The sequence below is a fragment of the Sphingomonas kyeonggiensis genome (assembly GCF_030812785.1).
Taxonomy (GTDB): Bacteria; Pseudomonadota; Alphaproteobacteria; order Sphingomonadales; family Sphingomonadaceae; genus Sphingomonas; species Sphingomonas kyeonggiensis_B.
Window position 1 is genome coordinate 885,748 of record NZ_JAUSTJ010000003.1, and the last position, 13,936, is coordinate 899,683.

Consider the following 13,936-nt stretch of genomic DNA (forward strand, 5'->3'; position numbering starts at 1 on the left):
GTTGCTATCCTAGCTCGAAGACTGTCCGGCCATCTGCTGCAAGCTGATGACGACGAATTCCGCGGGTCTGACCGGGGCGAACAGGATCAGGACGTTGACGATCCCGTTGTCCATGTCCTCCGGGGTCGTGGTCGATTCATCGCAGATCACCTGATAGGCCTGCGAAGGCGTGGCGCCGACAAAGGCGCCCTGCAGATAGAGCGGATGCAGGAAGGCATTCACGCTCAGCCGGATCTGCGCCCAGAGCGCCGCGTCATTGGGCTCGAACACCACCCATTGCAGCCCCTGGATCAGGCTCTGCTCGAGATAGAGCGTCAGCCGGCGGACCGAGATGTACTTCCAGTCATCGTCCGCGACATTCGCCGCGGCGAGCGTGCGCGCACCCCAGGAGATGTTGTCGTAGATCGGGAAGGTGCGCAGCGCGTTGATGCCCAGCGGATTGAGCTGGCCATTCTCCTGGTCGTTCATGACATAGGAGAGCTGCTGCACCCCGGCGAGCGGCGCGGTGATCCCGGCCGGCGCCTTCCACACCCCGCGATTGACGTCGGTGAGCGCATAGACGCCCGCCATCGTGCCGCTGCCGCCCAGGTTGAGCAGCTGGGTGGAGAAGGGCGTGGGGATCTGGACCGACGGCCAATAGGTGGCGGCGCTGATGATGCCCGTGCCGAAGGTGCCGGGCGTGCTCGTCGCCCATTGCACCGCGCTCGGCGTGCTGTTCACCGTCAGCGGCATGTCGAGGATCGCGAACGCCTTGCGCTGGAGCGCATAGTTGAGCGTCGACGTCGCCGAGGTGAGATAGTCCGACGTGGTCATGTTGGCCATGTCGGGCACCAGGATCAGGTTCACGATCTGCATCGCATCGAGCGAGAAGATGCCCGAGCGGTTGGTCGAGTTGCCGGCGATGTCGAAGCCGCTGGGCGGCTGGCCGTCGGGATATTTGGGCGGGGTCGTCGTCGCCGGGGGGACCAGCTGCTGGGCCTGGTAGTTGACCGACTGGACGGTGAACAGCGTGGTCGGATTGCTCGACACGCTGACCAGATAATTGGCGAAGCCCGGATCGGGCACCCAGACCTGGATGAGCTGCGCCTGCGCCCCGGTCGCCGAGGCGAAGGGGGAAAGGCAGGCGCGCACCTGCGCGCTGGCCAGGCTCGGATAGCCCATCGTGCCCGCCGCGCTCGCCAGGGCGCTCTGGATCGCCGCGATCATGTCGCCGACGGTCTGGACCGAGAAGTTCGCGGTCAGCGTGAAGGTCTGGGGCGCCGGCGGCTTGGTCGGGTCCGATCCCGGCGCCTGCACCGTCACGGTCAGTCCGGTGACGGTGACCGTGCTCTTGGGCGCGGTGAAGTTGAGGATCGTGCCGCTGGCGAAGGGCACTAGCACCGAGGGCGTGGTGGCGAGGGTGGGCACCGCCAGCAATGCGCTGTTCTGGTTGCCCGACTGCATCACCTCGACCAGCGAGTTGGTCTGGCTGATGTCGAGCGTGACCGCGGGCAGGCTCTGCGTCTGGACGACGCTGTAGCTGCTGCTCGACGAATTGCTGTTGCTGGTGATCGAGTAGAGCGTCGCCGCCATGTTGAACGTGTTCGGCCGGTTGGTCATGTAATCGACCGTGACGAACACGTTCTCGCCCCAGGTGCCCGGGTTCTGCGAGTCGATCGCTACCAGATTGGTGCCAGTTGTCGGGGTGAGCCCTTTGCCGCCACCGCCGCCACCGCTAGAACCGGTGGGGGGAGGCGCACCCACAAGCTCGGTCTGTGGCTGTACCGGTGGTGAAGAACTGGCACAGACGCGGCTGATCCAGGCTTCGGTGCCGCCATTTAGAAAGAATTGCGATACCTGGAAGCTGGTGGTGCTGCTAGCGTCAAGGCCGCCAAAAACGCGCTGGAAATCACCAAAGTTCAAGCATTGAACCGGCGTATTCATGGGTCCGCGAGTCAAATAGCCGACAAAAGCCGTTACCGATGTCGCTACCCCCGAAATGGTGTGAGTTCCGCTTGGGAGTTCTTGGACGTATACGCCGGGATACGTTAGCTGAAGCGCCATTTGACTCTCCGTCCCGGACGATGGGTTCGTCGGGGATTCCCCGTGTCGAAGTTCAGGTCTTGTTGATGACCAACGTTGTGCTTGACGATGCGCGGGTGCGTCAATAGCATAATTTCATATCGACTCCATTTGCTTGATCTCGTTTCTTGACAGAAACAGGGATTACGTTCGGCTAACCATTTTCTGTAGGGTGGGGAGGGCGTTGACCATGGCGGCCGAGAACAGCGCTTCGTTGCAGCACGCACTCGATCTCACCTTTTACGACCTGCCTTCGTCCGCCTCGATCCGGCTCGAATTTCCGATCGAGACCGGGGCGGTGATCCCGGTGCTGGTGGCGACGCCGTCGGTGCGCCTGGGGGCGAGCTATGGCGGCGGGGAGATGGTGATCCGCGGCCTGTCGATCCAGCCGCGCCGGATCGAGTTCGACATCGAGAATGCACCCGCCACGCTGCCGCTGCTCGTCCACGTCCTGTGCAGCGGCCCGTTCCTCCATGGCTGGCTGCAGGTGCCGGGCAATGTGCAGGCCTCGATCGCGACCGCTGCCCAGCGCATCCGCTTCGTCGGCCCCGGCTATTGGGCGGTGCCGCTGATCCAGCCCGAAGGCGACGGCAAGCCGGCAGCGGCCAAGCCCGCTGCACCGGCTCCGGCGCCTGCGCCTTCGTCCGCGCCGACCCCGACGCCTTCGACCAGCAAGCCGAGCCCCAGCCCCAGTCCGAAGCCGTCGCCCACGCCGGCGCCCGAGCCCAAGGCCGCGACGCCGACCCCGGCGCCCGATGCGAGGTCTCCCACGCCTACGCCGGCAAGGTGAGCGCGGCCGCTACCCAGGATCCCTGAACAGACTCCGCGGGGGGGCGATCCGTGGACCGAAGTCTCAAAACCATCGCCACATCATTTGAAAAGGAACGTGTCATGACGAGCCCCATCACGATCAATTTCCAGAACGCGACCCTGACCACGACGACCTCGCAGATCATCGTCGGTGCCGGCACCTTCGCGCTCGACACCAGCAGCGCGCTGTCGATGTCGGGCACGATCAGCTTCTCGTCGCTCTACATCACGTCGGGCGCGATCAACTTCAACGTCGAGTCGGGGACGCAGTTCACCGCCGCGATCGTCGCGCCGGTCACCGCACCGGGCGGCGCCCCGACGCTTGAGATCACCAACTTCGCCGGCACCGTCACCGTGACCTGGCCGACCTCGACCGGCCTGCAGACCCAGACGGTGATGTCGGGCGACCCGATCACGCTGAACGGCTTCACCGGCTAAGCTTCGGCCTTACCTCGAATCCAGGAGACCCCCCGGTGTATGCGCTAGTGACGATAGACTTCGCCGGGGGTGTCGCCATGAACAACCTGGTCCAGATCCAGATCGGCAAGGCGCTGATCGCGCTCGAGGCCAGCCGGGGCGTCACGACCACCGTCGTCGCCTTTCCCAACCTGTCGGTCTCCGGCGAGGAGGTGGGCGTCGCGACGGTGAGCGGCGGCGTGTTCGAGGGCACGCTGGCGCTGGTGCTGGCCTGTGACGGGCAGACCGATCCGGTGGTCACGCTCAAGAATCTCGTGCCCGGGCCCGGCGGGAACCCGACGACGATCACCTGGCCCTGCGCGACGATGCCGCAGACCCAGGTGCTGATGCCCGACAATCCGCTGACGCTCAGCGGCATCGTCGCCAACTAGGCGCGGCTGCGATGCCACAGCTCGTCAGCCTGGGCGCCGTGCTTTCCTGCGACTTCGGCGCCGCGCCGATGCCGATGATCGTCCCGCCCGAAGTGCCGGTGCTCACCGACATGCTGCCCGCGGCGACGATCATGGACTTCGTGCCGCTCGAGAACATCCCCAGCTTCGGCCTGTGCTCGAGCCTGGCCAATCCGGAGGTCGCGGCGGCGACCATATTGGCGGAAGGCGTGCTGACGCCGATGCCCTGCATCCCGGTGACGACCTCGCCCTGGTTCCCCGGCGCGCCCGAGGTGCTGCTGGAGGGCATGCCGGCCTTGTGCATGGGATCGATGTGCCTGTGCGACTGGCTGGGCGAGATCACCATCGACGAACCCGGCCAGGAAAGCGCGATGACCGACATCTGAGTGAGACGCCTTTCTCGACGTCTGTTCCTATTTATCTTATGAATGTGGTGGGGCGTGAAATGTCACCCCCATGGTTCAGCAAGGATGGGAAGGATCATGATGCCGAGAAACCAAGGGCGCAGGGCCACGCGCCGACTCGTGCTGGCGAGTCTGTTGATAGGGGCGGGGCTGGGCGGGACGCCAGCACTGGCCCAGACCAAGGCGACGCCGCCGGCCGCAGTGCCGCCGGGCGCGCCCGAGACCCCCTATGTCGATCCCGACAAGGCCTATCTGTTCGCCCACATGACCAGCGAGCATTATGGCGTGCTCTACTACGCGGTGAGCGTGGACGGGCTGCACTGGCGCGCGCTCAATGGCGGCCAGCCGGTGTCGCAGGACTATCACGGCCATGCCTCGATCGCGAAGGGGCCGGACGGGCGCTATTACCTGGTTGGCAACAAGAGCGACGGCGACAGGCTGATCCGCTTCTGGAGCTCGACCGACCTGATCCACTGGGCGCCCTACGGCACCTATGAGCCCAAGCTGTCCAACATCCCGGGCCTGCCCAATGCGCTGCAGCGGATCGGCGCGCCCAAGCTCTATTTCGATGCGCCCTCGGGCAATTTCCTGCTGACCTGGCACACGCCGACCGTGCCGGGCGTGCCCGACGATCCCGAGCGCTACTGGGCGAGCCAGCGGACGCTCTATGTCCAGTCCAAGGACCTGAAGACCTTCGCCGCGCCGCCCAAGCGGCTGTTCAACTGGGACATGGCGACGATCGACACGTTCGTGCGGCCCAATGACGACGGCAAGGGCTATTGCGCGATCATCAAGGACGAGCGCTATCCCTCGTACAACTGGACGACGGGCAAGACGGTGCGGATCAGCTGCGGGCCCACGCTGCTCGGGCCGTATCCGGAGCCGGGCGCGCCGATCAGCCCGAACTTCCGCGAGGCGCCGACGCTGATCCGCGCGCCGAACGGGCAGGACTGGCTGATGTATTACGAGCAATATGCCGGGGCGAGCTATGGGCTGTCCAAGGCGCCGCGGCTCGAGGGACCGTGGTACCAGGTCTCGGGCAACAGCCGTATGCCCGAATGGGATCGGTTTTCGATGCCCGAGGGGTTCCGCCACGGATCGATGATCGAGATCAGCCGCAAGGAATATGACGCGATCGTCGCGGCTTTTCCCGAAGGCAAATAGACAAAAAACACCCCCGGGCGGCGGTGCCGTCCGGGGGTAGTCAGGGATCGGTTTTCCCAGATCAGTTGTAGAGCGTCACCTGGGTGGTGACCGTCGACTTGATCGCGGCATTGGTGGTGTCGGTCGCCGTGATCGTCGCGGTGTACTTGGTCGGGAGCGGCGGCGAGACGATCGCGCCGGCGCTGTCCCCTCTGCTGGCATTGCCGCACCCGGTCAGTGCCAGGATCGCAGCGAGCGACAGCACGCCGACCGCGCTGCGCAGCGCCGAGAAGAGCAGCATCAGCGGCGCGGCGCCGACAAGCGCCAGGGCAGGCAGGCTGGCGAAGCCGAAGCCCGAGCCGCCACCCGAGGACGATGCCGAGGCCGTGCTGGTGCCCGAGCGCAGCGTCAGCTTCGCCGTCTGCGCCGCCGTGCCGGTGAAGGTCAGCGTGTCGCGGTCGAAGCTCGCGCTGCCGTTGAAGCCCGGGATCGAGACGGTGAGCTTCAGCGTTCCGAGATAGCCGCCATTGGGGCTGACGGTGACGTTGCCGCTCGCGCTCTGGTTGAGCGAGACGCCGATCGCGTCGGCGCTCAGCGCCAGGGTCGGCGAGGAGGCGTAGGTGGGCACCTTGCCGAAATAGACGCGGCAGACATTGGATGCGTCATAGTCGGTGGTCAGGCCGAACAGGGTCGTGCCGCCGGCGAGCGGCAGGAGCGGCGGCGAATAGTTCTGGCAGACATTGCTGGTGCCGGTGAGCCCGGCGATGGGGGCGGGGGCCGCCATCGTCTTCCACTTGCCGCTGCCATCGGCAGTGTCGTTGTAGAACACGACATTGCCGTTGCCCGAGCCGATGCCGGTCGTGCCGCTCTCGATCTGGCCGATCAGGAAGATGCGGCCATTGGGCAGGCCGGGGAGGGGCGCCCAGGCGACGGTGGGCGTGTGGAGGAACCAGTGGCCGTCCTCGCTCTCGACCCGGGCGCCGACGCTGCTCGCCGGGGTCCAGTTGATGCCGTCGGGCGAGGTCTTGTAGAACACGGTGCAGCCGGCGGGGCCGCACAGCTCGAAGGTCATGAAATAGCGGCCGCTGGGCAGCTTGCGGACCACGGCCATGCCCGGGCGATCGGCCTGGAGGCCGCTGGCCACGGTGCGGACCGGGGCACTCCAGTGGATCCCGTCGGTCGAGGTGACCTGCTGGAGCATCTGCGAGAAGCCGGGAATGGTCTCGTCCGAATAGAAGCAGACCAGCGCGCCATTGGCGGCGATGGTGAATTCGGGCTCCCACAGGCCGCCGGCCGAACGGTTCACCGTGCCGGTGGCGCAGTTGGAGAGATAGGACCAGGTCGCGCCGCGATCGGTGCTCTTGTAGATGCGGATCTGCATCGGCTGGGCAGGGGTGTCGCCGCCCACCGAGCCGGCCCAGAGCAGGGTGCCGGCCGAGAGCGCGCCGACCGTCTGGGGCAGCTCGTAGAGCGTGCCGCAGCACAGGCCGCGCGAGAAGAGCGGGTCGGTGATCGTGCCGATCTGGCTGAAGGTCGTGCCGTTATCGTCGCTGGCATAGATCGGCTGGATGCCGCTGCCGCCGGTGAACGTGGTGAAGCTGACGACGATGCGGCCGTTGTTCGCCGGAGTCGCATTGTGGCTGAGCTGGACGGCGCGCGGGTACATGCCCTGGGCGAGCATGGTGCGCTGGGCCAGCGCGGGCGTGGCCCAGCCGGCGGTGAGGAACGCGAATATACACAGGAGTCGCGGCAGCACGCCGCGCAGCAATGACCTCATCGATTTTCTCCCCTTCTACCCGGCTTGGGCCGGCGCTGTTGGTTCCGCGCATCGGGGGTGGAGGTCGGCCGCCCTGGATCGCGCGGCGAACTAACTGCGCCACATTCCTGCAGGCGTCAATAAATATGATGAATAGGATATAACGGTGTAATCCGTTCTTTAGCCCATTTATCGCCCTGCAGTCGGTCGCGAGGGAGTGTGGCGGCGGCGCCACAGGTGAGTGGGTCGTCCACGGCGTCCTTCAAAAGGGGCTTGTGGGGCGTCCATTGGTCCGCTAGTTCTGAATGATAATATTAATGAGGGCACGCTGCGCTAGTGCCCGCCAATCGGGAGGGAGATCTGATGAAGCGTCGTTCTATTGCCCTGAAGTCCGCCACTGCGATCGCGCTGATCCTGTGCGCCGCGCCTGCCTTTGCGCAGGACACGGCCGGCCAGGCCGCGCCGCAGGCGGATGCATCGCAGGATGAGGGCGAGATCATCGTCACCGGCCAGCGCGCCAGCCTGGGCGCCGCCGCGAAGATCAAGCAGGACTCGGCCAATGTCGTCGACTCGATCGTCGCCGACGACATCGGCAAGTTCCCCGACCGCACCGTCGCGGGCGCGCTGCAGCGCGTGCCGGGCGTGCAGGTCACCGTGGGCGGCAACAACGAGATCGTCGCGCCGATCATCCGCGGCCTGGGCGACATCCTCACCACGCTCGACGGCCGCGAGATATTCACCGGCGTCGGCCGCGGCTTCGCCTATCAGGACTTGCCCGCCGAAGCGCTGGCCGGCGCCGATGTCTACAAGACCAGTTCGGCCAACCTGATCGAGGGCGGTGTGGTCGGCGTGATCGACCTGCGTCTGCACAAGCCGTTCGACTTCAACGGCTTCACCGTCGCCGCCAATGCCCGCGGCATCTATTCGAAGAACACCAATGAAGTCACGCCGATCGCCGGCCTGCTCGTCTCGGATCGCTGGGACACCGGCATCGGCGAGATCGGCGCGCTGCTCGACGTCTCCTATGCGAGCACCGACTTCAACCGCCCGATCGCCTTCAACTGCGACTATCGCAGCGGCAATCACGGGCCGAACCCGGTCGCCGGCGGCTCGGGCGGGCTGGCGGCGCCGACTTGTGTTGGCGGCTTGAACAACGAAGGCAACTATCGCCGCATCCAGACCAACGCCGCGGTGCAGTGGAAGGTCTCGCCGGAGTTCCAGCTCGACCTGACCGGCCTCTACACCAGCTATGTCTCCAAATGGGCGAGCATCTTCCTGATCGACGACCTGTTCGGCGGACCGTTCAGCAACGTGCAGGCGACCGGCGACTGCAATGCCTATGACGTGGGCGCGGACGGTTTCTATGCCAATCCGTTCAAGCCCGACGGCACTGCCAACCCAGCCGTGCACCGCGAGACCCTGTGCACCGCCAAGAGCATGACCGTCGGCAGCCATGGCGGCTTCACCAGCACCCAGGCGCACAACGACCGCACCGACCTCTATGTGCTCGCGGTCGGCGGCAAGTATCAGACCGGCGCGCTCACGCTGAATGCCGACATCTCGTACCAGAGCTCTAACATCCGCAACCAGAACTTCATCCTGGACACGCTCAAGGTGGGCGGCGGCATGGTCAGCACGATCACCAACCTCAATGACGATGGCGGCACCGTCTATTCGTCGCCGGGCCTGAGCAATCCGGCCAATTTCGGCCTTTCGCCGCTCAACCAGGATACGAGCCGCGACAAGGGCAGCGCGTTCGCCGCCAAGTTCGACGGCAAATATGAAGTCGGCTCGATCCTCAAGGAGATCCAGTTCGGCGCGCGCTATGCCGATCACAAGGCGGATCACCAGCAGGCAGTGCTCGGCACCTGCGGTCCGCAGGCGGCGCCGGTCTGCGGCACGCTGCTCACCAACGTCTCGTTCCTGCCCGCCGACTTCATGATCCACAGCTCGGGCATCCCCACCGTGAACAACGGCCTGGGCGTTGTCGCACCGGACCAGGACATGCTGCGCGATCCGACCATCCAGAACCAGCTGCGCAAGCTCTATGGCCTGGCCGAGGGCTGGCCGGCCTTCCAGCCGGAACGTGCCTTCAGCGCGCAGGAGAAGACGCTCTCCGGCTATGTCCAACTGGCCTATGACATCCCGCTGGGCGGCGCGCTCTCGGTCGACGGTCTCGTCGGCGCGCGCTACACGCATACCAGCCGCGATATCAACGGCGCCGCGATCGTGACGCCGGCGGCGACTCCGGCCAACCCGAACCCGCTCGGGGTGGTCACGCCGTACAGTGCCTCGACCGACGATAATGACTTCATGCCCAATGCCAGCGCCCGCATCCGCTTCGGCGGCGGCCTGCAGGCGCGCTTCAGCTATGCCAAGGCGATCTCGCGTCCGTCCTTCGGCTCGCTCAACCCGGGCCTGAGCTACCTGATCTCGACCAACATCCTGATCCTGCCGGCGGGCAGCGGCGGCAATCCGGACCTGAAGCCGCAGAAGTCGGACAGCTTCGATGCCACGCTGGAATATTATTTCGGCCGCGACAGCTATGTCTCGGTGGCGGGCTATTACAAGGACATCACCGACCGCGTGATCAGCCAGGGCCAGGTCGAGACGATCAACGGCTTCAACTACAACATCACCCGCCCGCGCAATGTCGGCAAGGTGACGCTGAAGGGTATCGAGGTCGCCGGCCAGGCCTTCCTCGACTTCCTGCCGGGCCCGCTCAGCGGCCTGGGCATCATGGCGAACTTCACCCTCGCCGACAGCGAGATCAAGGAGGACGTCGATGCCCGCATGATCGGCCAGGCGATCGGCGGCGTTTCGAAGTACAACTACACCGTCGGCGCGCTCTACGAGAAGTACGGCGTCACCGGCCGTGTGGTCTACACCCACCGCTCGAGCTATTATGACGAGATCTATGGCGGCACCACGATCCGCCCGGCCGCCGGCCCGGTCACGTCGCTCCAGCCCGATCCGCTGGTGCTCAACATGGTGCGTCCGGGCGGCCGCCTCGATGCCAGCCTGGGCTTCGATGTCGCCAAGGGCATCACGCTGAGCGTGGACGCCACCAACATCACCAAGAACAATTATCGTAGCTATTATGGCCGCCCGGAATTCCCGCGCGACCGCCGCTTTGACGACACCACCTACTCGGTGGGCGTCTCGGCGAAGTTCTGAGCCTGATCGAGGCCGGCCCTGCGCCGGCTTCCCTGAACAAGAAGCCGCATCCGCTACGCGCGGGTGCGGCTTCTTCGTTTGCGCGCTCTAGGCGCTGGCCGGCTGAGGTTGCGGCCTGGCCTTGTCGAAGGCGAAGGCCGGCAGCGCATAATGGACCACCCAGCCGATGCTGACGGCGTAGAGCACTGTGCCGAGCCCGACGGTGCCGCCGAGCAGCCAGCCGATCGCGAGCACGGCCAGCTCGATCGCCGTGCGCACGGCCTTCACCGGCAGGCCGGTGCGGCGGCAGAAGCCGGTCATCAGCCCGTCGCGCGGGCCCGGGCCGAGTCCCGCGCCGATATAGGCGCCGCCGGCGATGCCGTTCAGCACGATGCCGAAGCCGAGCAGCGCGAAGCGGGGGATATAGCCTTCCGGCGCCGGGATCACGGCCAACGCGAGATCGGTGACGGTGCCGATCACCATGATGTTGAGCACGGTGCCGAGGCCCGGCCGCTGGCGCAGTGGCAGCCACAGCGCCAGCACGACGAGGCCGACCAGGTTGACCGTCCAGCCGAAGCTGAGGCCGAGCCGGTGCGCGAGCCCCTGATGGAGCACGTCCCAGGGATCGAGGCCGAGATTGGCCCGCACCATCATCGCCATGGAGATGCCGTAGAGGCACAGGCCGGCAAGGAGCTGGGTGAGGCGGGCGGGGAAGCGGTCATGGCGAAGCATGATGTCCAGATGGATTGAATTGGCTCTATCTGAAATATCCACTTTGATGATAGTGGCATTGCATGGATGCTATATCGCTCAAGGCTGGCTCGCTCTCCCGTCTGCTCGGGCAATGGCGCGGCGCGGACAGCGCGGATGCCGCGTACCGGCTGCTCGCCCGTGCGCTGCGGCTGCTGATCCTGGACGGCCGAGTGGGCCTGGGCGTGCGGTTGCCGGGGGAACGCGAGCTGGCCGAGGTGCTGGGGGTCAGCCGGACGACGCTGACTGCTGCCTATGGGCAGCTGCGCGACGAAGGCTATCTGCTGAGCCGGCGGGGATCGGGGAGCGTCACGCACCTGCCCGGCGGTCGCGCGGCGGCGGGCGAGATCGCCGATATCGGCGAGGGCGATTCCTTCATCGACTGGACGGCGGCGGCGCTGCCGGCCCCGGCCGGGCTGTGGCAGGCCTATGAGGAGGCGCTCAGGCGGCTGCCGGCCTGGCTTTCGGGCATCGGCTATGAGGCATTGGGCCTGCCCGAGCTGCGCGAGGCGATCGCGCACGACTATGCCCGGCGCGGCTGCCCGACCCGGCCGGAGCAGATCATCGTGACGAGCGGGGCACAGAACGGGCTCACGCTCGCCTTGCGCGCGCTGACCGGGCCGGGCGACCGGGTCGCGGTCGATCATCCGACCTATCACAATGCGCTGGGCGCGATCCTGCGCAACAGCTGCCAGCCCGTGCCGATCAGCCTGCCGGAAACGGGCTGGGACCTCGAGGCGATGGAGGCGATCTTCCGCCAGACGGGGCCGCGCCTTGCCTATCTGCTGCCCGATTTCCACAATCCCACCGGCCGGCTGATGGACGCGGCCAGCCGGCAGGCGCTGGTGGCGATCGCCGCGCGGACGCGCACGCCGCTGCTGATCGACGAGACGATGGCCGGGACGGGGTTCGGGTCCCCGATGCCGGCGCCGGTCGCCGCGCATGATCCCGAGGGACATCTGGTGCTGAGCCTCGGCTCGGTCGCCAAGCGCCATTGGGGCGGGCTGCGCGTCGGCTGGATTCGTGCCAGCGAGCAACGCATCGCCGAGCTCGGCCGCCTGCGCGCGATCCTCGACATGGCGACCCCGGTGCTCGAGCAGCTTGCCGTCACGGTGCTGTTCGAGCGCGAGAGCGGCATGGGCGACCGGCCGGCGATGCTGCGGGCGCGCTGCGAGAAGCTGATCGCCCTGCTCGGGGAGGCCCTGCCGCACTGGCGCGTGCCGATGCCCGAGGGCGGGCTCGCACTCTGGGCCGAGCTGCCGCACCCCGAAGCTTCCGCGCTGGCGGCGATGGCGCAGACGCTCGGCCTGCGCGTCGCGCCCGGTCCCCGCTTCGCGGCGGATGGCGGGTTCGAGCGCTTCCTGCGCCTGCCTTTCACCCTGCCTGAGCCCGACCTCGCCCGTGCGGTCGAGCGGCTCGCCCAGGCCGAGGCGCGGCTCCACCGCCGGCCCTTCCGCGACAGCGAGAGCCCGCTCCGGCTGATTGAGGCCGAGCGGGTCATCTAGCTTATTTGCGCTTCGTCTCCTCCCAGGCGGGGGTCGGCTTGCGATAGTCGAGCGCGGGCGTGCGGGTGCCGAGCAGCGCGTCGTACTTGAAGTCGGGGCCGCGCGCCTTGTCGAGCTCGGCCCGGGCTTGCTTCAGCAGCTCGGGCGAGAGGAACAGGTCCGCGCCCGTGAGCGCGATCGTCTTGGCGGCGACCGTCGCGCCCTTGAAGCCGATCGAGGAGCCCGAAGCGGCGACCGCCTGCCAGCTATGCGCGGGCGTGCCCGGCACCCAGGTCGCCGTGCCGAGGCCGATCGTCGGCACGGTCCAGCTGATGTCGGCCACATCGGTCGAGCCGCCCCCGTCGGGGCCGCGCTCGCGTGAGCTGGTCTGCTTCACCGAGTCGAGCGGCTTCTGCGTCGGCAGGCTCTTCTGCAACTCTGTCGCCCAGGCGGTCTCCTCGGGCGTCCATTGCTCGCCGCCCACCGCGTTGAGATTGGCGCTCATCACCTTGGCGAGCGTCTCGCTGGCGAGCATCGAATAGACGCCGCCGGTGATCTCGTAATCGACGCTGGTGCCGGTCGCCATCGCCGAGCCCTGCGCGGCCTTGACCACGCGCCCCCACACGTCGCGGACGACCAGCGGATCGACGTTGCGGACATAGTAGTAGCTCTCGGCGAAGTCGGGCACGACATTCGGTGCCTCGCCGCCGGCGGTGATGATGTTGTGGATGCGCGTCGACGAGGGGACGTGCTCGCGCATGAAGTTCACCGCGACGTCCATCACCTCGACGCCGTCCAACGCCGAGCGGCCCTTGTCGGGCGAGGCAGCGGCATGGGCGCTGACGCCGTGGAAGCGGAACTTGCCCGAGATATTGGCCATGCTCTTGCCGGTCGACACGCCGTTGGCGTCGCTCGGGTGCCAGTGGAGCACGGCCGAGACATCGTCGAACAGGCCGGCGCGGACCAGATAGACCTTGCCCGAGCCGCCTTCCTCGGCCGGCGAGCCATAGACGCGCAGTTCGCCCTGGACCTTGTTGGCGATCATCCATTCCCGGATCGCGATCGCCGCCTCGACGCTGGCCGCGCCGAACAGATTGTGGCCGCAGCCATGGCCGGCGGCCTTGCCGGCGATCGCGGTCTTGGTCGGCGCGGTCGTCTGGGCGAGGCCGGGCAGGGCGTCATATTCGGCGAGGATGCCGATCACCGGGCCGCTGCCCTGCTTGAAGCTGGCGACAAAGGCGGTCGGCATGCCGGCGACGCCGGGGGTGACGGTGAAGCCGGCTTTCTTCAGCTGCGCCTGGAGCAGCGCGGAGGACTTGTTCTCCTGATAGCCGACTTCGGACCAGCCCCAGATCGCCCTGGCGGTGCTTTCCAGCTCGGGCGTGCGCCTGTCGATCCCGGCGAGCAGGGCGCTGCGCTGCGCCTCGGGCACGGCCTGGGCATGAACGGAAAGCGGCGCGAACATGCTGGCCAGCAGCAACGCGGTCCTGATCCTCATATCCTGCA

Annotated in this window: 11 protein-coding genes; 7 read left to right on the forward strand and 4 right to left on the reverse strand. The window is 66.9% G+C overall.

All coding sequences use genetic code 11. The annotated features are described in order from the left end of the window. Positions 1 to 9: 9 nt before the first annotated feature. Complete coding sequence (locus J2W22_RS21605; RefSeq protein WP_307120340.1) at positions 10 to 1,743, reverse strand: phage tail sheath family protein; 1,734 nt, start codon at positions 1,741 to 1,743, stop codon at positions 10 to 12. A 508-nt stretch (positions 1,744 to 2,251) separates the two neighbouring features. Here J2W22_RS21605 and J2W22_RS21610 point away from each other — a divergent pair. The 5 genes from J2W22_RS21610 (at position 2,252) to J2W22_RS21630 (ending at position 5,305) form a co-directional block, all read left to right on the forward strand. Next, the gene (locus J2W22_RS21610) at positions 2,252 to 2,851 is read left to right on the forward strand and encodes a hypothetical protein (RefSeq protein WP_307120341.1); all 600 of its coding nucleotides are present in this window, start codon (positions 2,252 to 2,254) and stop codon (positions 2,849 to 2,851) included. A 101-nt stretch (positions 2,852 to 2,952) separates the two neighbouring features. Continuing rightward, positions 2,953 to 3,309 carry a hypothetical protein gene (locus tag J2W22_RS21615; protein WP_307120342.1) on the forward strand — a complete coding sequence of 119 codons (357 nt, stop codon included), beginning with the start codon at positions 2,953 to 2,955 and terminating at the stop codon, positions 3,307 to 3,309. A gap of 77 nt (positions 3,310 to 3,386) precedes the next feature. Beyond that, a complete protein-coding gene (locus J2W22_RS21620) occupies positions 3,387 to 3,719 on the forward strand; it encodes a hypothetical protein (protein WP_307120343.1) in 333 nt (110 codons plus the stop codon). A gap of 11 nt (positions 3,720 to 3,730) precedes the next feature. After that, positions 3,731 to 4,123 carry a DUF4280 domain-containing protein gene (locus J2W22_RS21625; RefSeq protein WP_307120344.1) on the forward strand — a complete coding sequence of 131 codons (393 nt, stop codon included), beginning with the start codon at positions 3,731 to 3,733 and terminating at the stop codon, positions 4,121 to 4,123. Positions 4,124 to 4,261: 138 nt separating this feature from the next. Further along, complete coding sequence (locus J2W22_RS21630; RefSeq protein ID WP_373423007.1) at positions 4,262 to 5,305, forward strand: family 43 glycosylhydrolase; 1,044 nt, start codon at positions 4,262 to 4,264, stop codon at positions 5,303 to 5,305. A 61-nt stretch (positions 5,306 to 5,366) separates the two neighbouring features. On the opposite strand, the gene J2W22_RS21635 is transcribed toward J2W22_RS21630, so the two are convergent. Beyond that, complete coding sequence (locus J2W22_RS21635) at positions 5,367 to 7,061, reverse strand: sialidase family protein (protein ID WP_307120345.1); 1,695 nt, start codon at positions 7,059 to 7,061, stop codon at positions 5,367 to 5,369. Between the two features lie 342 nt (positions 7,062 to 7,403). Between J2W22_RS21635 and J2W22_RS21640 the strand changes: the two genes are divergently transcribed. Further along, a complete protein-coding gene (locus J2W22_RS21640; RefSeq protein ID WP_307120346.1) occupies positions 7,404 to 10,217 on the forward strand; it encodes a TonB-dependent receptor in 2,814 nt (937 codons plus the stop codon). Between the two features lie 87 nt (positions 10,218 to 10,304). Here the strand turns inward: J2W22_RS21640 and yczE are convergent, their stop codons facing one another. Continuing rightward, positions 10,305 to 10,928, reverse strand: a complete 624-nt coding sequence (gene yczE, locus J2W22_RS21645; protein ID WP_307120347.1) for a membrane protein YczE — start codon at positions 10,926 to 10,928, stop codon at positions 10,305 to 10,307. A gap of 62 nt (positions 10,929 to 10,990) precedes the next feature. On the opposite strand from yczE, the gene yczR reads away from it, so the two are divergent. After that, positions 10,991 to 12,451, forward strand: coding sequence for a MocR-like transcription factor YczR (gene yczR / locus J2W22_RS21650; RefSeq protein WP_307120348.1), 1,461 nt, complete (start codon positions 10,991 to 10,993; stop codon positions 12,449 to 12,451). 1 nt (position 12,452) lies between these two features. On the opposite strand, the gene J2W22_RS21655 is transcribed toward yczR, so the two are convergent. After that, on the reverse strand, positions 12,453 to 13,928 hold the full coding sequence (locus tag J2W22_RS21655; protein WP_307120349.1) for an amidohydrolase: 1,476 nt from the start codon (positions 13,926 to 13,928) through the stop codon (positions 12,453 to 12,455). Positions 13,929 to 13,936 lie beyond the last annotated feature (8 nt).